We start from the raw sequence: 22,485 nt of genomic DNA, 5'->3' as shown, positions 1-22,485 counted from the left end.
AACGGTAACGGCGGGGAGGACGGTGAGGGAGCGTCGGGGCGCGGTGGGTGCAGCGGGCGGGAGCGGCAGGGTGCGGCGGGCGGGCGTCAGCACACCCGGCGACCACCCGCCACACCCGGAATCGGCCCCCGGCCCGCCCCGGCCGGCGGACCGCATCCCGCACCCGACGCCACGTCACACCTGCGGCGCGCCCTCGCGCGGCGCGGCCACCGACGGCCGGTCCGTCGGAGACACCCGCACGGCCGGCGGGGCGGGGACGACGACGGCCCCACCGCCCGCCGCCGCCGCATCAACCGCCGGTTCCGGGAGCCGCGCCGCGCCCGAAGTCCCGGACGCTTCCTGCGATTCGGCGCGTACGGTACGCCGCGCGCGCCGCGCCCCCGCACCGGCCGTCGAACGGTCCCCGCCGTGGCCCGCGGGGCCAGGCAGGCTGCGGTGCCCGAGCCGGGCCAGCACCTCCCGCACCCACACCCCGGCCGTGGCACCCCAGTCCCGCTGCGCGGCGTCGCCGTGGCTGACGATGTGCCGGTTGAGCTGCCCGTGACCGGAGGAGAACAGACCGCCGGGGCGATCCGCCTCCACGATGACGTCCGCACCGCCCGGGTTGGTCAGGAAGGTCACGGAAAGTTCGCGGAGCACCCCGGCGTACGCGGGCGCCGGCAGGAGGGTGAAGACCTGGTACAGCGGGAGGCGTTGGCTGGTGTCGGGGACCAACCCGTACTCCAAGGTGGCGGCCGTGCAGCGGAAGCCGAGCCGGTCCAGGGCCGCGAGCAGCGCCTCGTGCACGGGCAACGGGGCGACCGCGAGCGGCACCAGGCCGCCCCGCCCCTTGGTCGCGGCCACCGCGAGTTCGGTACGCGCACCGAGGACGACGCCGAGCGGCTGCCCCGCCCGCTCGGTGACGGGCGTCTCCCACGGCAGCCGTACGTCGAAGAGCAGGCTGCGCTCCTCACCGCGCCCCAGTCGGAAACTGCCCGGCAGCGTGAACCGGGCGCAGACGACCTCGCGTTCGAGCCGCCGCGCCTCGGCAGCGGTACCCAGCCTGGCCACCACCTCCACGGTGATGCGGTCGATGTCGCAGTCGGCATGACCACCACGCAGCCGAACCTGCCCGGCCAACCGCCCACCGGGCAGCGCGGCACCGGGCGCCAGAACCGTCTCCAACCGGGGTCCACCCTCGCCGAGGGGGCTGAGCACGGGCGTGAACACCATGCCGGCGTTCTCCTTCACTTGGGTGACTAGCACTTGGGGGCTGAGCGAGGTGATCATCGGTGCGGCGCGCGTCGCCACGGCCGCTCCGAAAGGGGTACGGCCATGGGGACGCGGTCGACTGCGGGTACGGGTGCGCTACGGGTACGGACGCAGGTACGCGACGGATCGTTGCCGGCACACCGGGCAGCCACGGGCAGGCGGCGGACACTCCCGAGAACGGGACGGCGCCGTGCCCACTCAGCCGGGACCTGCCCGCCCGGTCGGCCCGCGACCTTGGACGCACACCCCGACCGACCGCGCACGCCCCATGGCCGACCGCGTGCCCCAGCGCCGGGCGCGTTCCGCCGCCAGACCCGAAGCCGCCAGACCCGAACATGACCCGGCTCCCGCTCCCGGGCACGACCGGGCATCGCCCCCCGGCATCCCGACAGCCATTGTCCACGGCCGACCTCGCCCCGACAGGACCGACGGCCCGGTCCGGGCCAGTCCCCCAGCGCCTGCACGAGCCGCCCCGTACCACCCGGCGGCGCCCCCCACGCGGCCCCCAACCAGGCGCTTCACCCGTCGGGTTACCCTCGGTCGACGCCCACCCGTTGGACACGGTCAAGGTCCCGCGCCCCTCCCGGCTACCGTGTGCACACCACACCCCCGCCGCCCCACTCGAACCCCCTTACTTCTACACGACTGTAGAAGTCTAGGGCCGCCTCCGCCCCGCGAAGCACCGCCACTCCACGCCCCAGGGCGACCGAAAACCGGCGCCGCGCGACAGTCACCCCTCACCCCCGAGCGCCCCCACGCGCACACCCAAACAACCCACCGCGCCGCGCGGCCCCGCCCAACAGGCGCTCCCCACCGCGGCGGGGAGCATCCCACAACGCACACCCGCACCCGTCCCTGCCTCCGCCCCCTTGCCCCAGCAACACGACACGACCCCGATCACCAATGCGCCCGCGGTCTCGGGGAGCACTGGGGGTCGAGGTCGTAGGAGGTGCTGGTGTCACGCGAATAGCAGGCCCGTGGAAGACGTGAGGTTTCCTCACATTCGCTAAACGTCAAGGGTATTAGCGCACGAGGAAGGGCTCTCCACTCTCGATGCTCTGCGCCCATGCGGGCGCTCCGAGAATGGGCCACCGGCAACCGCGGCTCCACGGGCAGATCGCCGTGCACTCCCGGCCAAAGGCCCCCCGCCCGCGGCCGTACCGGCCCGCCCTCCAGTGACCTGCGGCCATGCGCGCCATCCGTCGCCCAGCAGGAAGAGCGTTTCCTGTTTCCTATCAGCCTGGAAACAGCAGGCCCCTTCCTTCAGCTGTCGGCCAACGCAAGGCTGTTCAAGGCAGCGCGGCCAGCCGGCCCGGCGCTCTGCGAATGCCCCGCCGATGCCAACCGGCGCACAGCCCGCTCTGGCCATTCGCATCAGTGAGAAGGGAGGCGAAGCACCATGCACACGCACAGCAACTGATCAGCCTCTCAGGCAAATTGCCCGTCAGCCCACCCGGCCGCTCGCACAATCCGGCACCGAACGGTGATCGCGCCTTATTCGAGACGCATGGCCCCGGAGCGGCGGGCACCATGCCTGCATGGATCAAGGCCCACTGGACTTCGGCACCGAACTCCGCCGACTGCGCTCGGCCGCGGGGCTGAGCATCACGGCGCTCTCCGGCCGTATCCACTACAGCAAGGGGTACCTCAGCAAGGTGGAGACGGGTAAGGCGCCCGGCAACCTCCCGCTCGCCCTGGCGTGTGACGACGAGTTGGCGACGGGCGGCGTCCTTGCCGCCCTCGTCCGGGCTCGCCCTGAGGGAACAGGCAGGAGGAGCATTCGCGCGACGTACGGCCCGGTGATCGGGCTGCCGGTGTCGACTCCGTTGTTCACCGGGCGCGCCGTCGAGATTGATCGCCTCACCACCTTCATAACGGGCAGCGGATCTCGCAATGTTTGCGTCCTCAGCGGGCTCGCCGGCGCAGGCAAGACGGCCTTGGCGGTGCGCGCAGCACGAGAGACGGTGAGCGCCTTCCCGGACGGCTGTCTCTTCCTCGATCTGGGGCGGCCCGCGGACGGCGGTGCGCCCGCCGATCAAGGTATCTGGAACGGCACCTCGGCCCATGACGTACTCGACCCCCTACTCCGGTTGCTGCACGTGCCGATGGAACAGATCCCTGCCGCCTTGGATGCCCGGATCAACCTCTATCGCAGTCGCTTGCGCGGCAAACGACTCCTCCTTGTTCTCGACAACGCAGGCAGCGCTGCGCAGGTCGCACCGCTGCTCCCACCCGAACCGAGGTGCAGAGTGATTATCACCAGTCGTCATCGACTCAATGCCATGGACGATGCGGTACATCTGCCCGTCCGTGAACTGTCAGCAAATGACGCAGTCGATCTCTTTCGCTCCGTGGCGGGCGCTCCGGCCGACACCGCGAAGGACGAGGTGGTGCGCCGTGTCGTGACCCGATGCGACCTCTTGCCACTGGCCATCCGCATCGCCGCCGCACGCTTCCGCAGCACGGGCACGTGGTCCCTGGCTGACTTCGAGGCACGCCTGGCAGACGAGTCCTCCCGGCTCGCCGTCCTGGACGACGGCGAGCGCAGCGTGGCCGCGGCGTTCAGCCTGTCGTGCCGGGCCCTGACGCCCGCCCAGCTGAGGGTGTTTGGGCTGCTTGCGCTGCACCCAGGACGTGATGTCGAGCTCCAGAGCATTGCAGCCCTCACCGGCCTCAGCCTGGCGCGGACCACCAGCGTCATCGACCGGCTCGGGGACGCCCATCTGATCTCCACCGAGGCCGCTGGTCACATCAGGGTGCACGACCTGCTGCGGGAGTTCGCACGGGAGCACGTACTCGCCAATGTGGCCGCCGTCGAACAGGACGCGGCCGTGCGGCGCCTTCTCGACCACAGCCTTCTCCTTACGGAGTCCAGCGACGAGTTCCTCGCTCCGCACCGATACCGCATGCCCCTCGCGCTCGGCAACCTTCCCGAAGCATCGCAAAAATTCGTGGACCGCGCTTCGGCGCTGAATTGGATTGACGCCCAGTGGCCCAACCTCGTACGCCTCTGCCACCTCGCCGCCGACCGCGGACTACACCGCCAATGCTGGCAACTCGCGTTCTTATTGAGGGAGTTCTTCTTCCTCTCCAAACTTTGGGACCCATGGATCGACACACACCTCCGGGCCGCTGCTTCAGCCGAGATGACGGGGAACAAGAAGGGTCTGGCCATGACACTGAACAACCTGGGCATCGCGCACGTAGATCGGGGAGACCTACACACCGCGGTACGCTACTGTCGAGATGCCCTGGCCCTCTTCGACGAGCTCCACGACGAGCACGGCATCACCAACGCCACGTCGAACCTGGCCTGGGCGGAGCTGTATCTGGGAGACCACGCCCAGGCCCTGCGCGATCTGCGAGTCGTCCTGCGCGCCTACCACCGGCAGGGGAACGAGCGCAATGCGGCCATCACGCTACGCGGCATCGCGTTGGCCGAAGCCGAGCTCGATCAGCATGACGAAGCGGTCCACCACGCGACCCAGGCCTACCAGGACTTCACCAGGCTGAATCTCCCGGTCGATCTCGCCATGGCCATGAACTGCATTGCCTGGGCACACTTCAAGGCCGGCAACCACCTCACCGCTCGTGACCACTACGAGCAGGCCGTTCTCCTGGGCGAGCAGTGCGGCAGCTCGTACGAGACGGCGCGAGCAATCACCGGCCTGGGCAACGTGGAGGCCGCGCTCGGACGCGACATAGAGGCCGCCGAGCACTGGGCGCACGCCGACGAACTCTACGGAGACTTCGCACCTGGGATGGTCGGTGAGGCGCGCGCCCGCTGGACCCTGTGCTGAGTCACGGCCCCTGCCACGCACCGCATGGAAGAAAGCAGAAGAAACGAAAGATGACCATCAGCTCAGCCGACGTGCTCGCAGAGCTCAAGATCCTCCGCAAGGGATTCGGCATGGACGACCCCGGGGCCCCGACTCGGATCGGCGAAGCGCTCCGATACGTCGCCGGCGTGCCCACCGATGCGGAACCCGCTGTGCAACGTAGCGCGCTCCGTCGGCACCTGCTCGACGTGACCGTGACCATGCCGCAGGGCCTGTCGCGGCTCGCCCGGCTCGCGCTCGCCCTGGACGACGCACCCACCGAGCGCTTCGGGAGACGCCTGGCGCGGGCCGCGGCCGAGCTCGATCGAGACGAGCGCACGGCCCGCCGTCATGTCGACGCTGCGTTGGCCCGACTGGCCGAGGAGGCGCTGGCGGCCGTCGCGGGGAGGCCGTCGGCTGCCGACCCTCCCTGGTACACCGAGTCACTGCACGTCCTGCTTCTGTTGGACCGGTCCATGCCACAGGTTGTCGAAGAGCGCCAGGTGGTCAGTGGCCATGACGGGCTGACGCACATCGCCCTGTCCCACTCGTTCCCCACGGCCGACGTGAGCACCCCAGTGCGGGACGGGTCGGGCTTGTCCTTCTCCGTCGTCCACGGTGGTACTCCGCAGCACTCAATGGAGCCACAGTCCCGCACCCGGGTGGGCTCCTTGGTGCGGCTGCCCCGGCCGCTGCGCCGGGGCGAGCGCCATCGGCTGACGATCCGCGTCGCCGGCCCACTGGCACCGTTCTACGTCTGCACCCCTCTCTACCCCTGCCAGCACTTCGCGCTGACCGTCTGGTTCGGGACCGCGCCGGCGCAGCTTCGGGTGGTGGACGACGAGTTGCCGTTGGAGGCGGGGGACCCGAACGTGGGACGAATCCGCCTCAAACGCAACGCCTCTGGTGCCGTACAAGCGAGCTTCACCGGTCTGCGGCCGAACCGTTCTTACGGGCTGAGTTGGGCCGAAGGGCCCGGCCGCGCCGGCGGGTCGAAGACGTGGGCGATCAGTCGACGGGCGGTAGCAGCGGGTTGACGTCATCGATGCGCTGGGCCTCCTCCTGTACCGCAGTCGCTGCCGCCCGCAGCGCAAGCGCGAGCTCTGTCGCCCCTCCCACACATCCGAAGAGCCTGTCGTCGTCGGCGCGCGCGATCGCCTCCGCTGTGTCGAGCCCCTGTCCGGCAAGCCTGCGGTACACCTCACGGCCGAGGCGCACCTCCATGTGCTGGGCGACGGGTGTGAGCCCGGCACCAACGCCCCACTCAAGTTCGGCAGCCAGTGATTCTGCGAGGGAGCCCAGGTCAGCGCGCGGGTGCACGGAGTGCACGATGTCGATCACCGCCCCCATGACATCGGCCGTGAGCTGGGCGAGCGGTTCGACCGGCATCGGGCTTGGGTTCCGGAGGTAGCGCGTAAGGCGTCGCTCGATCTGGGCCATCGGCACGCCTTGTGCCCACAGAAGACAGGCGATCGCCCGGCGGGCGCCTGCCACTCCTATGCCCTTCTTGTCCCCTGCCCCCATCAACCGGTTCAGCACCGGTTCGGCGACCTTCTGCCCCGTGAGCTCAGCGAGCAACGCGTGGTGTTCGCGGCGCATTTGCTGGTGGAAGCGCACGAACCTCTTGTCGTCCAGCTCTCGGACGAGCTGCGCGGCGCAGATCAACGTCATCCGGTTGATCGAGTCCGCGGGCACGGTCCGCATCACCTCGGCGAGTTCAATAACGGAGTCCACACCGAGGCGCGTGCGAACCGCGATCTCGCCAAGTTCCGTCACCACGTACGACGCATCGGTCCCGCGCAGCAGACCAGCACCGATGAGGTCGCCTGTGGCCCGTCGTACGAGATTCGGGGGGAACGGGGCCGGCTGGCCGCTGACCCGGCACTGGTGGGAGGCGAACGTCCACGCCAGGAACTTCTCGACGTCCACCTCCGTCGGCCGTCCCATGTCATCCGTGGGCCCAGCGAGCGCCGCGAGGACGACGGAACGAAGGTCGACCGAAGGCGTCAGCAGTGCCGCAGGTTGCCCCTCCGGGGCCCCCTTCACATACGTGCCCCACAATCGCTCGCCGTCCAATTCCCCCCGGGTGAGAATCACTGCCCGGCCCGGACGGGCCGCGCCGGCGCGGCCCGCACGTCCCGCCATGTTCTTGTACTCGGAGACGAGGTACTTCCGGCCCTCTTCGTCTGGGTGCAGCAACTCGCCGATGACGACGGAGTCGGCAGGGAGGTTCACTCCCTGAGCCAGGGTCGTCGTGGCCACCACGACACGGATGTCACGGTCGGTGGAGCGGAAGGATTCTTCCACCGTGCGCCGTTGTGCATCGCTCAGGTCCGAGGTGTGGAAGGCGACGCCACCGGAGAGGCAGCAGTAGAGTCCGTCGGCTGCCCGGCCTCCCTCACCCTGCGAGACGAGTTCCTGCGCGGCGCTGGCGGCTGGCAGGCCAAGCAGGTGTGTCAGATTACGGGCAAGGTCAAGCGCACGTTGACGGGTATTGCGAAAGACCAGGACCTGGTGCCCCATCGAAACCAGTCCCTGGACAACGTGGAGGGCCAACGCCTCCTGCCCGTCTTCGTCGGGAAAGACATCGACCATTGGCTGCACGAGTTGCTCCTCGGCCTCCGCACCCTTCTGGTCGCAATAGCGGTACGTACCCTTCAGGTCGACGACACCTTCGTGGAGCGGGACGGCCCGGTCCACGGAGCTGACCAACTGGGCGCCCAACCACAGCGCAACCTCCTCCGCGTCCTTCAGTACGGCCGACAGTCCGATCACCTGCGGCACGGCGGAGTGCCCTCGCCGCATCTTGAGCCAGGTGAAGAGCATCTCCAGCAGAGGGCCACGGTCAGGGGTCAGCAACGCCTGGATTTCGTCTACTACCAGCACCCCGATGCGCTCCAGAAGTCCTGGGCTCGTGAAGAGGAGCCCGATGAACTTCTCGTATGTCAGCAGCGCAAGATCAAATTTTCCCACGAGGAGGTCGGACATATGATCACGGAGGTCACTGGTGACCCGAATCGTGACTACTCCGCCCGGTCCATAGCGTGCGGTGAATCGTTCGAACTGCTCGTTCACCAGGGCCCTGGTGGGAAGGAGAAAGACGGTCCGTACGTTACGGGCGAAGGCGTGGAGTGCAGCCAACTCTCCGATCAGCGTTTTCCCGGACGCGGTGGGCGCGCTCACGACGACGTTGCTACCAGCGAACAGCCCCCCTTCGTTGACTGCTTCCACTTGAAGACCGTTCAGGCCGTCGAACTCTTGGTTCCACAAGCGGATGGCGGCTGCCGGAATTCCGAGTTCCAAGAGGCTACCGAAGGCGTGTGTGGCCCGCAGGGGTTCGGGATGGCCGCCTACAGCGGCAAGGTTCTCACCCCGGCGGAAAGTGGAGAACATGGCATTGTCGATATACCCACCCATCGAAGGGTTCTGGGGCACCTCCCAGGGCCGCAGGTCGTGTCCACCCGTCTTTCGGGACACGTAGTCTGCGAGCCGCAGCAGCGGAATGCGACCGTCGTCGACCACGACGTCGCGGTGCCCCAGCAGCGCCTGGATCAGGTAGTACGTCAGCACTCCATGGCGTAGTTCAGGTCGTTCGTACGCCTGTTGGTCAGCGGCTGATGCCGCAAGAATCACCCTCCCCTTGCCTGACACCCGGTTCAGTACATGTGCTGCCGCATGCCCAGGACCGCGACTCGCCGCGCCCTCAGGCTGCCGGAGCACCTTAGTGAAGGCGGCTCCGGCGAAGCAGCAGTCAAGCACCACCAACAGTACAGATGCGCGAATCACGCCGATTCGGTCGACGAGGTCTTCCAGCCCCAGTGCCGTCGTAGCGAGATCGTCCGGGTGGGCATCCCATGTGGCGAGTTCGTGGGTTCGGGTTCCGTGCCCCGAGAAGGAGATGACGACGACGTCGTCACTCGTGCTCTCCACCGCCAGCTGCCCCAGTTCTGTCAACAATCTGTCCTTGGTGGCGGCATCGTCAAGGACTAGGCTCGCATTTCCGTCGAAGTTGTCGAGGAAGAGGGCGCGCAGAACTCGGGCGTCTTGTTTGGCGTAGTTGAGCTGTCGAAAACTCGGCGATTCATAGTTGTCGACACCAATGAAGAGTCCGCGCAGCATCCGCTCGTCCCTCAAGAGCACATCCCCCGTTCGAAGGTCGCACGCATGTGCGAACTCGGATCAACGATTCAACCAGCGCAGTCAACTCCCTGCGGCCGAAACACACTACGCGGCCCCGCGCGTCAAGGAAGAGTACTTTCATGCAGAACGAACGAAACTCACAAAGCAGCACCGATGAAATGCGGCTGATACGCATTCAGCCCGCGAACGTGCGGACGCTCAGGCACGGTTGCCCGCAACGCCTGGCCATGAAGGTACGTCCATCGACGTACGGCACGGCAAAGGCTAGAAGGCCTCGCAGGGACCCCCTCGAAGACAGTGCCCTGAGTCCGGTCAACGCCGTGCTCGATCTGGTCGAGTTCCACCAGAAGCCCTTGGACGAGGCGATTGCCAAGTGGCGTGCCAAGCCGAGAAAGCCCTGCCATCCCGCCTTGGTCACCTGGGTGACACAGGCTGCCACGCACGTCGAGCAAGCCAAGCACCGACTCGACCACGACACCGCGCGGGGCGACCGTCGGCCCTTCCCCCTCACGCCCGTAGCCCGGTCGTGGGCACGGCAACGGCCCATCCTTGGCAGCGACGGGGCCACGATGTACGAGGAGATCGTCCAGGGGCGCCGCTACGAGAGTGGAGGCGTCCGCGAACTCCTTCTACTGCGCATCGGCTCCGTCGAGAAGCGTCCGTTGGACGTGGCGGAGCGCGCCTTCACCGCCGCAGTAACGGCTGGGGGATGTCCAGTGCTGAGCTCTCCCTGGTCTGGACGGAAGCTCGTCATCGGCTCGTACGAGCCGCCCGCACGCGTACGGGTCGTGGAAATCGGATGCACGGACGGTTCGGTCAACGTACTGTTCGACGACACCGCCGAGGCCGCTCACCATCAGTATCAACAGCACCTCGGTGAGCAGACGCCGACACGATTCACGTCTTACACCCACCGCCCGGGCCCGGACTGCGCCGACTGCCCGCTCGTGGCCGGCTGCCCGGCCGTCCCGGTCCGCCCGGGGCTGCTCGGCGTCAGCGCCGCCCCCGACGCACCGCGCCGCGCTTGGTCTCTCAGCTTGGCACGTGCCTATGGACAGTGCCCGGCCCAGGCCCATCTCCAAGATCTCTGGCTGCCCCGCGACCGTACGATCGAGGACACCGACTCGGTCCGCCGTGGCAGAGCCGTACACGACTGGATCGAGGAACGGCACCGACGCTCGCCCTCGGTCGCATGCCACGCCACCGACGTGCCGACAACGGACACGTGGTGGTCCGGCACGGGCAGGGATTCTGCTGTCGAGACCCGCCTCGGGGTTCAGATGGTCGGGGACCACTCACTGGTCTGTCCCCTGCGAAAACTCGCTGACCTCCCCGAAGGGGGCGCGGTACTTCCCGAGCATTATCTCGTCGTGTACGACCCAGAGGCGGCGGCCGTGGTGATCGCCAAAGCTGACTTGGTCTATCGGTCGCCGTCCGGCTGGGTCGTACGGGAGACCAAGACCTCCCACGCCGTGGGCGCGGGCGATCCCCTCACCCGCTATCCACAACTCGCCCTGGCCCTGGTGCTCGCCGCGGAAGGGGCGGTCCCCGGTAGCCCTCAGGACTGCCGGGTGGAGTTGGAACTCCTCTCCCGCACCGGTCCGGTGCTCATGACCTTCGACCCACGCGACTCCGAGCTGGTGGCACACGCACGGAGTGTGGTCACTGAGTACGTTGCCGACTGGCGCACGGACCAGGAGTTCAAGGCTCGCCCGGGGAAGCACTGCCGCAGTTGTTCGTTCGCCTCCTGGTGCCCTTCCGCACTCTCGCAGGCGCGCGCATGACGGAATGGATCGCACCTCCACCAGCCAGCCAGACCGCGCGAACACAGCGCGCCATCACGGCCGCGCTACGAGCCGCCTACGCCTGGTCGGCCAGGCATCAACACCAGGCCGCCTATCGTGAATTAGCAAGCATGACCGGGGTCGTCATGGAGGTACACGGGCCCGGCCATGGCCCCGTCACCCCCCACCAGCTAGTTGCTCAGCTCCATGCTCCCCTCGGCGAGCTCCTGGCCTTCGCCGACGAGGTGGACGAGGTCATCGCCCCCGTGGTGCTCCTCACCGAGAACGACCAGCTCACCTCCGACGCCATCGATCTGGCCAGCGAGTACGCCGTTGGGCTTCAGACCGGGGTAGGAACCTCCGACTGGCTGCCCTCGTGGACACGGATGGGTGCCACCCGCATACGGCGCGAGACCTTCGCCGTCCTCACAAGTTCAAAGAACCAGGACGACTACGTCACCTCACGCAGATTCTTGATCGAGCATCCTGCGGGCCGCCGCGATGAGTTGAGCGAGCTCAGCAGCAAGCTCGGCGCTGTCCTGCCCTGGCGTGGGTACCAAGAGCTGGGCAGCAGCCAGGTCCACCATGCGCGCGACGGGACGGGGTGGTGGTGGCCCTGTCCCGAATGTCGCTGGCCCATGGCCGTGTCGCATGGGCGCGTCCGCTGTCGCTATCGACCACATGCGGCCATCTATCGGATCACCACCACGAAGAAGGCGGATTCCCGCCCGGTGCTCACGCGGATCGATGAGGGACCTCGCGTGCGCAGGCCCAAGGCCCGGCCAGCGCAGGGTTCCGTGTGCCTGGACCCCGGGGTGTGGCGGTTCGTCGTGGTGCCGGGGGCCAATGAACTAAGGGTTGCTCAAGAGTTGGAGAAGCTGGGCGCCCAGGTCGCTCTCTGGCCCGACGGCGACAGCTACGACCTCAAGGTGCACCTAGGCACCACCGAACTCCGTCTCGACCTCAAGGAGTACCGGTCGGCATACCGGCTCTGCGCCGATCTACGCAATGCGACACCGCGGGCCCGCGTCCTGCTACCACGGACGCATGAACACCATCTGCCAGTGGTCAGATCCGCCTTGCCCCAGTTACCCATCACGACCGAGACCCAGCTGAAGGCCTCGGTCCGCAAGGCACTCACCGACTTGAAGCGGAGAGATCGTGCAGCAAGCTAACCGAACGCTGCCCAGGGTGTTGCGCGCCGCCATCGGTCTCGCCGCCCAGCACTTCCCCGTCGGCATCTATGAGGGTGGCCGTCGCACCGTGACGCGCGGAAGCGTCCTGTTCGTCCTGGACGGGCATGTGACCGGATGGTCGGAATGGTCCCGGCTCCCCCTCGAAGAGGCCCGCCAGATCGCCCGCCTGCTGCGTCGACGTCCCAACATCATGGCCAACTCAGAGGCGGCCGGCAGAACCCTGGACCGGTTGCTCGGCGAGTTGGCCCAGCACGGCTGCACCTCAGGCGACGGCTATCAAGGCGACATGCACGACACGATTGACGTCGACCCGGGCATGCCGCTCTCCGACTTCATCGACCGTGCACTCAGCGAATTGGATACGTTGCACAGCCGAGCGAGTCGGTCCTTGCCGATCGCCAGGCCAGGCCCCCACACCACGACACTGCGCGTACCCAGCGCCGGCGGCGCCAGCCAGACCTACGTCGACTACCGCTATGACATCCAGCCCCACCACCGCCCTCCTCAGCAGCCACGAACCGCGCTTCAGGACAGGCCTGCCCTGCTTGAGCAGCCGATTCCGCTGACAGAGCTCTGCCGGATCGCCGACCGCATCGACAGGGAGGCCGAGCGGCGCGGCGAAAGCGTGTACCGGCTCAAGGCCGTGCACCGCTTCATGGCGGAGGTCCGCACCGAGGCGGGCGAACAGGTCGAGAAGATGTGGCTAACGGCCGGCACCCTCAACCAGTTGCTCGCCTATACCGGATTCGGCAAGTCAGTGGTGCTCGTCGAAACTCTCGCCTGCTGGATGGCCGAGCAGGGCATCACCACCGCGTTCGTGTTGCCTACCAATGCAAACGTCGTCCGAGCCGCCCACCAGATCGAGCGTGCCCTCCTGCTGTTCGACCACTCCGCACGGGTCGCCCCGCTCGTATCCCCACGGTCGCTCATCAAGGTGGCCGAGACCGCAGCGGACCGGGCCTCGGCCCCCGGACCCGATGCCGACTGGATCTGGGGCCGGTTCGGCTACGGCTGCGCTCTGTCCGCCGTAGCAGTGTCCGAGAGCGGCATCGATGGCTGGCAACCTGGCCGGGAGCCGTGCGGCAAGCTGCGTCGCTCCAACGCCAGGGGCCGGGACCGTACGGTCTCCTGTCCATGGCGGACCTCATGCGGACGGTACCAGCCAGCCAGGTTGGCTTGCACCGCAGACATCATCGTCACCTCCCATGTCAACTTCCTGGTCGGTGTCCTGCAAACCCCGGTCGATGACGGGTTCGGCGAGAACGACCGGCTCAGCGTGGAGGAGCTGGTACTGCGACGTTGTCAGCTAGTGGTCATCGACGAGGTGGACACCTTCCAACGCTCGGTCATCGAACGAGCGGGGCGCGGATTGATGCTCGACCAGGGTGGCCACACCAACACCCCGCTGCGCCAGTTCGACCAGGATTTCGGAGCCGCCTTCGGACGCCTCCACGGCGAAGTCGACGCCAGCGTTCGCGACGCCTACTTCGGCCTCCGCTATCTGTCGGAGAATTACGTCAGCCACCTGAAGTACGAACGCCTAGGGGCAGCGGCCCCCTCTCGTGGCAACCGTGCACGAGGGCCACGTCGGATCTGGATCGTGCCCCGTCGCTGGGACGGTTGGCTCGCCAGCAAACTCTTCGACAAAGAGCGTCATGAGGTGACGCGTGAAGACGTGCTGAAATTCCGGTCGTTGTTTCCCGACGAAGTCCGCCCGCAGGCCGCCGAACCGGTGGAGTTCTCCGAGATCCGGCACCACTTGGCCCAGGTGGTCACGGTCGGATCGGGTGGCCAGGCGATAGACGCGGCCCACGCGGCACTCACCCGACTTGTCCCGTCCCTCAACGAACGCGACCGTGGCCGCTTCATCAGCCGCATGCTGCGTCGCGTCATGTTGGAACGCATCCGCAGGTACCTCCACGTACTCATGGCGAGCAATGCACAACTCATGGACGTCGGCGTCGAATCGGCCCACGAGATCGCTGATGCACTCGGCACCTACGGCCGCTGGCAACTCACTCCGACCGGCCCGCTCGACCGACTCGTCTTCGCCTTCACCGAGTACCACGACGACACCGGCACGGCCCCGGCGCGGCTCTCGACAGCCGCTTTCGGTGGCGACCCACACACCTACACCGTCGGGCTCGGCGACACCACCGCGCTGGCATTGGCGGGCACGAGACGGATCGTGCTCGGGCTATCGGCCACCTCGTACTTTCCCGGCGCCCCGCACCATCACGTCCACATCAAGCCACGGTGGTGGGTAGCCGACAACACCCCGAGCCGGGTCCGGGTGGAGTCCGCTCCCGTCCTGGACGGCGCCGACAATGCCATCCGGATTTCGGGTCTCGACGGGCACAACCGCGCCTCGGCCACCCAGCGGCTGGCAGAGGGACTGTGGCGACAGCGCTTGTGCACCGAACTGGAGAGACTTCACCGTGACTGCAAGGACCGAGCCCGGGTCTTGCTGGCCACCACCTCCTACCAGGCGGCGCGTCTCGTCGCAGAGGGTCTGCTCTCCGCCGGCGTGTCGTCGTCACGGATCTGTCTGGCGGTACGTCCCGGCATCGGGAGGCGGGGCGACGTCGTCGCCAACGGCTCGTGGTACGAGCTCCCCGCCGACCGCTTGGAAGAGTTTCCCGCACTAGCCGGCGCCGACATCCTGATTGCACCGTTGGCTCGGGTGCAGCGCGGTGTGAACATCATCGGAGCCGAAGACAAGTCGGCCTTGGGCTCGGTATGGCTGGTCGTCCGGCCCATTCCGTTAATCGACGAACCCGCTGAGCTCGTCGCCCACATTCAGGCCAAGGCCCTCACCGACCACCCGGGCCCGTCCAGCGATCCGTTGCAGCTACTGGAGTCTCGCAGGAGCAGCGCCGGCCGGTACCTGGAAGACATCATCCGCCGGCCTCCCTACTTCCAGGCGCAGCCTGACGAGGTCAAGCTCGGGGTCGTAGCCGAGATCATCAATGGTGCCGTGCAGCTCATCGGCCGAGCACGACGGGGCGGAACCTCAGCCGTGCTGCACCTGGTGGACGGCGCCATGCTCGACGCGTCCGGTGGCAGTGACATCGCCACGCTCATCGTCAAGCTGCGAGAGCAGTGGCGACGCACCGGCGTTCTGGGCGATCTGCTCGCCTACTACGGAACCACGCTCGAAGCGTTCTTCGACTACGCCGACCGACACGCCACCGGAGGCTCACCATGCTGATCACGCTCGGCTACCGGGTGCCCCGCGACCGCCTGGACGACTTGCTCGGCTCCGTTGTCGCCTACCCGCTGACCGGGGACTTCCACGATGCGTGGAACGCACTGCCGGCCCGATCCGGGCCCTGGAGACATCACTACAAGGCACTGGCCATGGGGCTCACGGCAGCCACCGGGCGCCCGGTCCGGCTCTTCGCCGATAGACACCTTGCCGAGGTCGAACGCGCCGGCGGAACCCGTATGTTGCTGCTCACCACTGATGCCGCACTCGACTACCGCCTTCGCGTGGCGGTACGCGCCTGGGAACGACACATCACGGATGGCGCTCCCTCGACGCTCGCCGAGTTGTTCCCTCCCCCCGGCCTACCCCGCTCGTTCGCTGACTACTTCCACTTCCGTGACGGGCAGGTACCCGTCATGCCCAATTGGGTATTTCGCACCGCCGCCTGGCAGTTCATGCGGGAACTCGCTGGTCATCCGATGCCGGTGGACGACCGACCTCCCCTCGCGTTGCGGATGGACACGGATGGATCGCTCCTCGCTTGGAACACCGACGACCTCATCGTCAACCGGACGGGCAAGGCCTTCAGCATGGCGAGAGTCACAGCGCGGTTGATCACCCGCGCCGGAGTGGACGATCCGGTACTGAGCTTCGACGCCCATCTGTCCCGAATCTCTCCGCAGGGTCACCATGCAAAGCATGCATGGGTAGAACGCGGCGATCCGCAGGCGCCGATCCTACGCCTCCGGACGTACCGCACATGGGACCCGAAAGCGGAGGAGTGGTACACACAAATTGACCCGGCGATCGCACAGATCCTCGGGGCCTGCCAGCTTGAGCCCCTCCACATCCCTGCCGACCTGCCGAGCGTGCCGGGGCAGATCAGGCCTCAGCTCTCCCGGAACAGGTTCACAAGCCTCGGTAGCGGTCTCGGCCCGCGGTTTATGCTACGTCTGCACGAGCACATCTGCCGTACGTTCCCCGCCCTCGTCCCCTTGACGTATCACGTCGACAAGGCCATCCGGCTGCCGCAACGGGTGACGAAGTACCAGGACGGCGGAGTACCGGCCGCCGGCGTCGGCCCGACGGGCTACCGACGGATGACGCTTGCCTGCCTGTACTCCACCGCGCAGGCCCGTGACCGGATGCTCGGGCAGTTGGCGGCCCTGACCGGTCGCCCGATCCGCCCTGCACCGGGTGGGGCCGCCGTGCCCGTCAATGACCGACTTGAGGTGGTCACTCGGCACTGCCCCGATCTGCTCACCCACACCACCGTCAACCGTGCCGGAGTCCTCGGCGCCGTCCTGGACCTGCCTCCCGATGAGGATCGGCTCGTGGCCGCATGGCTGGAGACGGAGCACCATCCCGCAGTCGACCGGCCAGAGTTCGATGCCAAGCCCCATGTCCGGCGGCTGCTGGGACACCTGCGCATCCCCAGCCAGTTCCTCGCCACCGACCCGGTGGACCTGCCACCTGACGCGGAGCCGCGGAGCGCAAACGAGCAGGAGCATGCCGGGCGCGCTGCCCTGCGCGATCTCTTCCGGGCGGCCGGAGTCCTCGATGATCGCCTCCCCAACGCGCTGGGGCAGGACGGCATGCTCCACCGGCTCGACCGTCCAGCGCTACTCGTCGGCATCCACATGCGGCGCCAGCAGAAGTCCGGTGACGGCCTCCTGATGACCGTGACCATGTACGCGCTGCATACCCACCCCACGGACCTGGGGCTGTGGCGGGCCCTGATGTACAGCGACCGGGAAGGGGCCTGGCTCCGTGCCGCCGACGCTCTGACCGACTTCCACGCGGGCCCCATCGGTACGCATCGATTCGGTCGCTCGGGCTCCAAGGCCGAGGTCACGCGCGCGGAGGTCGAACAGCGGCTCCAAGCACTCGCCGCGTCGGTCGCCAGCGACGTACCGCTGGTGATCTTCGTCGAGTCCGGGGCGACTCGAAGCATCTGGTCAGGTCTCGCGGACAACTCCTTCGGCGCGGGACCGGTTCCCGGGGACGCTTTACATCGTGCCGGGGCCGACGTGGCGGTCGTACGGCTCAACACGAAGCCCCCTGAGATCGGTCGGCCGGTCACTCGGGTGGAGAAGGCCAACAAGCCCGCCGACCCGCTCCAACCTGCGGCGCCGGAGCGCAAGATCTACCGACTCGTGGAGAGCAGTCTGGACTCCTGGTACCTTCCCGGCCGGTCCGTTTCCCTCAAGGCAAAGCGGGGCGACCGCGGTGCCCGGTACACCCGGTGGACGCTCCCGGCCGACCTCGGCTCGGAGCTGACGGTTCCCTGGCACGCGTACACCGGTAAGGAGATCCTCATCGTCCGGACGGGTTCTTGGCCATCGGCACAGCTCGCCGCACTCACCGCCCGGCTGTGTGAGCAAGCCGTCTCGTGGGACGGCCGGACCACCGTCCCGGTCCCCCTCCACCTCGCGATGGCCGCGGACCGGGACCACCCTGACTACCGAGTGTCGGGTGCGGCCGACGGAGACCACGACTAGGTCGTCCGTCGGCCACGCGGTCAACTCTCGTCGGGCCTCCGCCCCTGGGCCAATCGCGTCGCGAGCGGTCCCAGGGGCGGCATCTCGTGCTGAGGGACGTCAGCCATCGCCCGAAGCAGGTCGTCGATACCGATCTCGGACAGCTCCTTGACGACATAGCGGTCCGCGTTGCAGGGCTGGAGATACATCGGCAAGTTCTCCACCGTCTCCCCCGGGAGCACGACGGGAAGCACTTTGCGCAGCCACGTGTCCGGGTCCTTCACCAGCAGCTCCCGGATGATGGCGGTTTCGCTCCGCATCCCTCGGTGCCTGCCGGGCTCCATCGTTCCGTTCCCGACGGCCTTGCACATGGCCGAAGCGATCACGATCACAAAGTCCACGTTCGGGATCTTCTTCAGGGCCCAATGATGCCAGTCCTGGCGATTGCCGGGTACCCACTGGTCAAGGATGACCTCGACGCCGCAGCCCATGAGGACGGTGGCGAAGCGCCGCACCAAATCCTTGTGCCCAAGGTTGTCATGCGCGTACGAGACGAAGACTACGGGCCCAGGGACGTGCGCAGTGGAGTCATTTACCTTGGCCGGACCCTCGGACAGTGGCGGCACGGGCACGGTAAGTGTTCGAGAACCCTTCATGGGCGGAAGCGGCAGGGTGAACGTGGCGACCGTGCTGCCGAGTTCATAGTCCAGCACGGTGTCGGGCTCCAGGTCGAAGCGAACGGACACCACTACGTCCTGGGCCGCGCGCCCCTTGGGAACCGCCAGTGCTATCCACGCCGCGTACGACCCCGAGCGCACACCCCGTGCGCCGCAAGGCGCCACATGACGCCAACGCACATGGTCACTGCCGACGCCGTAGGTATCGACGCCATCGTTCGAGGCAGACACGTACGCCTGGGAGGCGGGGCTCGCGGGGGAAGCCATGAACTGGAGGTTCGGAGTGAGCAGGTAGGAGGCAGCACCACGGGGCCCACGCTCCGAATGCGGAAGGGCATCGACGACCGTCACCTGGCCGTTCGCTGCCTCGCCGTCTTGACTGGGGAAGGCGAGTCCGATCTCGAACCAGTTCATGGGAAGCATGCGCTGAGCGAGATCCAGATCGAAGTTAACCTTGACAAGATAGCAATCCACCCGTTCATCGACGGGTTGTGCCAAGCCGACCGGATCGACTTGCCAGTCGTGCAGTTGCACTGACCCCACCCGCACCCCGCGCGGTGCCGTTTCGATGTCCTTGCCACCCGACCCTGTCAGCGTCAGTTCGACGCTGACCACATTACGCAGTTCCACCCAGCTACCCTTCGACGTTCTGGAACAGATACGCCACGTTAGGAGCAAAGCTCACAGGCCGTGCCTGCTGGACTCATTCGTCAGGGAAGTGACACCTTTTCTGTCGGCGTGCCACGCCAACTCAGCTACCACCTCACCGCCCCCTCATCCCACCTCCAACCGATACACCTGCCGCGACCCGCCCTCCGGCCCCGGTTCGGTCGCCTCGCCCGGAGTGAAGCCGAGGTGTTCGTAGAAGGCGCGGGCGCCGCTGGTGATGGCGCCGGGGTGGTCGGGGCCGAACGTGATGACCTCCAGCGTGGCGGGGGGCCGGACGTAGCGGTGGATGGCCTCCGCGACCAGGGCACGGCCCACTCCCGTCCCGCGCGAGCGCGCCGAGACGACCATCCAGTGCAGGTGGTACGTGGGCGGCTCGCCACCGAACAGCAAGGCGCCGAGCACGGTCTTGTTCGCCTCGGCGACGAGCGCCTTGGCCTCCCCTATGTGCTCCGCCACCGCCGCGTGGAATCCCGCATCGCCGACCATCGGCCCGAACCACTGCTCAACCTGCCCCGCGAGGCCGAGGAATGCCGGAAGGTCCGCTTCGCACCCGAGTCTGATGATCACGCGCACAGCTTGACAGAGCGGCCCAGCGAGGCCCCGCGATGGAGCACCAACGCAGCAGCCCCATACGGAGCACCGGGGCAGTTCGCCGCCTGCGGGTCGCGCGCCTGGTGCACTGGCCTCCGCTTGCACGACCGTCCCGGGCCGCCGCGCAGGGGCCGGCGGCCGGGCGTCGGATGCCCAACACTAGGGTTCTGCCTCGGAGTTGCACGACGTCACGCGGTCGGACGGGAAACGGGGAAGTGAACCCCGCCCCGCCTCGTACTCATCTGTGGCGTGCACGTCTCCCATGAGCCTGAATACCGGCGGGCATTCAGGCAATACCGCCCATCGACCTCGGGAAACGCACTCTTTCGGGGCATGTTCGCGCCGGCTTCGCCACCTATCCTTGCATGGGCGATGCAGCGGATTCCCATACGGGAATCGCGTACATCGATTTCGGCAAGCGAGAACGGCGAGCGAGATCAGAGATGAGCGAGGGAGCTATGACGATCAAGAACGGCGCCCCGGCGACCGAGATCACGGGTGTCACCTGGCTGAAGGCCCGGGCGAGCGTCGGCGCCGGCGAGTGCGTCGAGGTGGCCGGGCTGCCGAGCGGGGAGGTCGCCGTGCGGAACTCGCGTCATCCCGAAGGCCCGGCCCTCGTCTTCACCAAGGCGGAGCTGCGGGCATTCCTCGCGGGCGCACGGGAAGCGGAGTTCGACCACCTCACCGCCTAGCACCAAAACGCAGAGTCACACTCTGGCCATGATTTGCGGCGGCGGGCGTACACCCGGCACTCTGGGGTCAATTTGGTTGCTCTCCCGAAACCTCGGAGTCGGTATGTCCGCCGCCCGCAAGGCCCAGCGTGGTTCTGACGCACCCGTCCTCCGCATGCAGACCTCGGAGGAACAACGCCCTGCCGGAAGGTTATTGGGCGACGAGTTGCGCCACCACCGAGAGCGCCTCGGATACACCCTCGCCGACGCCGCCCGCGCGATCCGGGCCTCCACCTCCAAGGTGAGCCGGCTGGAGCGGGGCGAGAGCCCGGCCAAGCCGCGCGACGTGCACGACCTCGCGGTCTTCTACGGCCTCTCGCGCGAGCAGCGCAGCCAGATCGACCAACTCCTCACCCAGGCCGGCAATGCCGACCTGTACGCCAGGTTCGCCGACGTCACGCCCCACTTCCTCAAGCGCCTCATCCGCTTGGAGGCGGCGGCCACCAAGATCTCCGTCTTCGACCCCCATGTGGTGCCGGGCCTGTTGCAGACCGAGTCGTACGCGCGGGCAATCGTACGGATGATGGAGGTCGGCATGCCGGACGCCGACATCGAGCGGGTCGTCGCGCTCCGCATGCAGCGGCAGGTCGCGATCGACAAGAGTGGTCGCGCCCTGGATGCGCTGATCGGCGAGGAGGTCCTGTTCCGCGGCTACGGTTCGGCCAACTCGATGTTCGAGCAGATCCAGATGCTGTTGAAGATCACCAAGACCAACCGCTTCAACGTACGCATCGTGCGCGAGGGTGCCATGACCCCGCCCTACCCGATCTTCCACCTGTCGTTCGCCGATGGGGAGTGTCAGGAGTTGGCGTACGTGGAGCACCTCGACGGGGCCAACTACGTCACCCAGAAGCGGCAACTCGACAAGTACCGGCGCCTGTTGCTGAATGTGCGGGCGAACGCGTACGACCGCAAGGACAGCACGTTCGCGCTGATGCGGGCGCTCGACCACTGGGAGCACAAGACCATAGAAAAGCAGTCGGGCTGAGCCGTTCCGCTCACCCGACTGCTCCGTGTCACCCACCGGTTAGCGCATCACCCCGGGACGCGCCCGACGCCGCCCCACTCGACCCAGTCCGTGGGCCGCAGATGGGCGGGGGGCGGCGGGGCGTCGGGGCGCCAGTCGATGACGTCGACCAACCCCGGTGACAGGATCTCCAGCGGTTCGAAGTACCTCCGCACCTCGTGCGTTTCGCGGACCCGGCCCCAGTTGTGGTTGGTGGCCTCCGCCATCAGGTTGGTGACGTCCTGCCGCACGACGGGGTCGTCGCTGACGAGTTGGCAGACGACCATGTAACTGCCCGGCGCCAACTGCTCGGCGACGGTCTTGATCAGCGCGGCGGGGTCGCGTTCGTCGTCGGTGTCGGGCAGACAGTGCAGCACCGAGACGAAGAGCACGGCCATCGGCTTCTTCCAGTCGAGGAACCCCTCGGTGGCCTGCCTGATGTCGCGGGTGCGCCGCATGTCGTAGTCGAGGACCATGGTGTCCTCGTTGTCGTCCAGGGACGTGCGGCCGTGGGCGAGGACCATGGGGTCGTTGTCCACGTAGACGACCTTGGCGCCCGGCCGGGCGCGCTGGGCGACCTCGTGGACGTTGTCCTGGGTGGGCAGGCCGGAACCGTGGTCGAGGAACTGGGTGATGTTCTTCTCGGTGGCCAGGATGCGCACCACGCGGCGGAGGAAGTCCCGGTTGGTTCGGGCGAGTTGTTGGCTGCTGGGCGCGATGCGCAGCAGTACGTCACAGGCCTCGCGATCGACTTCGTAGTTCTCCGTCCCACCCAAGAGCCAGTCGTACATGCGCGCGGCACTGGCCTTGCTGGTGTCGATGAAGCGAGTTTCGGGATTCTCCCCGTAGGCCATGCACACTCCTGTGAGCACCGGTATCACCAGGATGTTCTGGATGATGCAGGGGGCCATTTTAAGAGTCTGCGAAGCGGCCG

Annotated in this window: 13 protein-coding genes; 8 read left to right on the top strand and 5 right to left on the bottom strand. The window is 67.5% G+C overall.

Going from position 1 to position 22,485, the window contains the following annotated elements; translation table 11 throughout:
• Positions 1–174 precede the first annotated feature (174 nt).
• Entirely contained in the window at positions 175–1,212 is a 1,038-nt protein-coding gene (locus tag ACMA1D_RS00960) for a sporulation protein (protein ID WP_414721890.1), read from the bottom strand.
• A 1,577-nt stretch (positions 1,213–2,789) separates the two neighbouring features.
• Here ACMA1D_RS00960 and ACMA1D_RS00955 point away from each other — a divergent pair.
• Both ACMA1D_RS00955 and ACMA1D_RS00950 read left to right on the top strand, forming a co-directional pair.
• Positions 2,790–5,051 carry a tetratricopeptide repeat protein gene (locus ACMA1D_RS00955; protein ID WP_414721889.1) on the top strand — a complete coding sequence of 754 codons (2,262 nt, stop codon included), beginning with the start codon at positions 2,790–2,792 and terminating at the stop codon, positions 5,049–5,051.
• A 50-nt stretch (positions 5,052–5,101) separates the two neighbouring features.
• A complete protein-coding gene (locus ACMA1D_RS00950) occupies positions 5,102–6,106 on the top strand; it encodes a hypothetical protein (RefSeq protein WP_414721888.1) in 1,005 nt (334 codons plus the stop codon).
• Here the strand turns inward: ACMA1D_RS00950 and ACMA1D_RS00945 are convergent.
• Positions 6,078–9,188 (bottom strand): DEAD/DEAH box helicase, encoded by a 3,111-nt coding sequence (locus ACMA1D_RS00945; protein WP_414721887.1) that lies wholly within the window; start codon positions 9,186–9,188, stop codon positions 6,078–6,080. The genes ACMA1D_RS00950 and ACMA1D_RS00945 overlap by 29 nt on opposite strands.
• A gap of 140 nt (positions 9,189–9,328) precedes the next feature.
• On the opposite strand from ACMA1D_RS00945, the gene ACMA1D_RS00940 reads away from it, so the two are divergent.
• The 4 genes from ACMA1D_RS00940 to ACMA1D_RS00925 are packed head-to-tail and all read left to right on the top strand — an operon-like array spanning position 9,329 to position 17,898.
• Positions 9,329–10,993, top strand: coding sequence for a PD-(D/E)XK nuclease family protein (locus tag ACMA1D_RS00940; protein WP_414721886.1), 1,665 nt, complete (start codon positions 9,329–9,331; stop codon positions 10,991–10,993).
• Entirely contained in the window at positions 10,990–12,168 is a 1,179-nt protein-coding gene (locus tag ACMA1D_RS00935; RefSeq protein ID WP_414721885.1) for a hypothetical protein, read from the top strand. Before ACMA1D_RS00940 ends, ACMA1D_RS00935 begins: the two co-directional genes overlap by 4 nt.
• The gene (locus ACMA1D_RS00930; RefSeq protein WP_414721884.1) at positions 12,155–15,400 is read left to right on the top strand and encodes a hypothetical protein; all 3,246 of its coding nucleotides are present in this window, start codon (positions 12,155–12,157) and stop codon (positions 15,398–15,400) included. Before ACMA1D_RS00935 ends, ACMA1D_RS00930 begins: the two co-directional genes overlap by 14 nt.
• Positions 15,394–17,898, top strand: coding sequence for an RNaseH domain-containing protein (locus tag ACMA1D_RS00925; RefSeq protein ID WP_414721883.1), 2,505 nt, complete (start codon positions 15,394–15,396; stop codon positions 17,896–17,898). The genes ACMA1D_RS00930 and ACMA1D_RS00925 overlap by 7 nt, the downstream gene beginning before the upstream one ends.
• A 20-nt stretch (positions 17,899–17,918) precedes the next feature.
• Here the strand turns inward: ACMA1D_RS00925 and ACMA1D_RS00920 are convergent, their stop codons facing one another.
• Both ACMA1D_RS00920 and ACMA1D_RS00915 read right to left on the bottom strand, forming a co-directional pair.
• Positions 17,919–19,184 (bottom strand): SEFIR domain-containing protein, encoded by a 1,266-nt coding sequence (locus ACMA1D_RS00920; protein WP_414721882.1) that lies wholly within the window; start codon positions 19,182–19,184, stop codon positions 17,919–17,921.
• Between the two features lie 144 nt (positions 19,185–19,328).
• Positions 19,329–19,790: a GNAT family N-acetyltransferase gene (locus ACMA1D_RS00915; protein WP_414721881.1), complete on the bottom strand. Its 462-nt coding sequence runs from the start codon at positions 19,788–19,790 to the stop codon at positions 19,329–19,331.
• Between the two features lie 482 nt (positions 19,791–20,272).
• Here ACMA1D_RS00915 and ACMA1D_RS00910 point away from each other — a divergent pair, with 482 nt between their 5' ends.
• Both ACMA1D_RS00910 and ACMA1D_RS00905 read left to right on the top strand, forming a co-directional pair.
• A complete protein-coding gene (locus ACMA1D_RS00910; RefSeq protein ID WP_414721880.1) occupies positions 20,273–20,506 on the top strand; it encodes a DUF397 domain-containing protein in 234 nt (77 codons plus the stop codon).
• Between the two features lie 154 nt (positions 20,507–20,660).
• Entirely contained in the window at positions 20,661–21,533 is an 873-nt protein-coding gene (locus ACMA1D_RS00905) for a helix-turn-helix domain-containing protein (RefSeq protein WP_414721879.1), read from the top strand.
• Between the two features lie 47 nt (positions 21,534–21,580).
• On the opposite strand, the gene ACMA1D_RS00900 is transcribed toward ACMA1D_RS00905, so the two are convergent.
• Positions 21,581–22,405: an SAM-dependent methyltransferase gene (locus tag ACMA1D_RS00900; protein ID WP_414721979.1), complete on the bottom strand. Its 825-nt coding sequence runs from the start codon at positions 22,403–22,405 to the stop codon at positions 21,581–21,583.
• Positions 22,406–22,485 lie beyond the last annotated feature (80 nt).

Source organism: Streptomyces sp. 796.1 (genome assembly GCF_047525675.1).
Taxonomy (GTDB): Bacteria; Actinomycetota; Actinomycetes; order Streptomycetales; family Streptomycetaceae; genus Streptomyces.
Note: the sequence above shows the minus strand (reverse complement) of the source record. Positions and strands in the feature narration are given on the sequence as shown.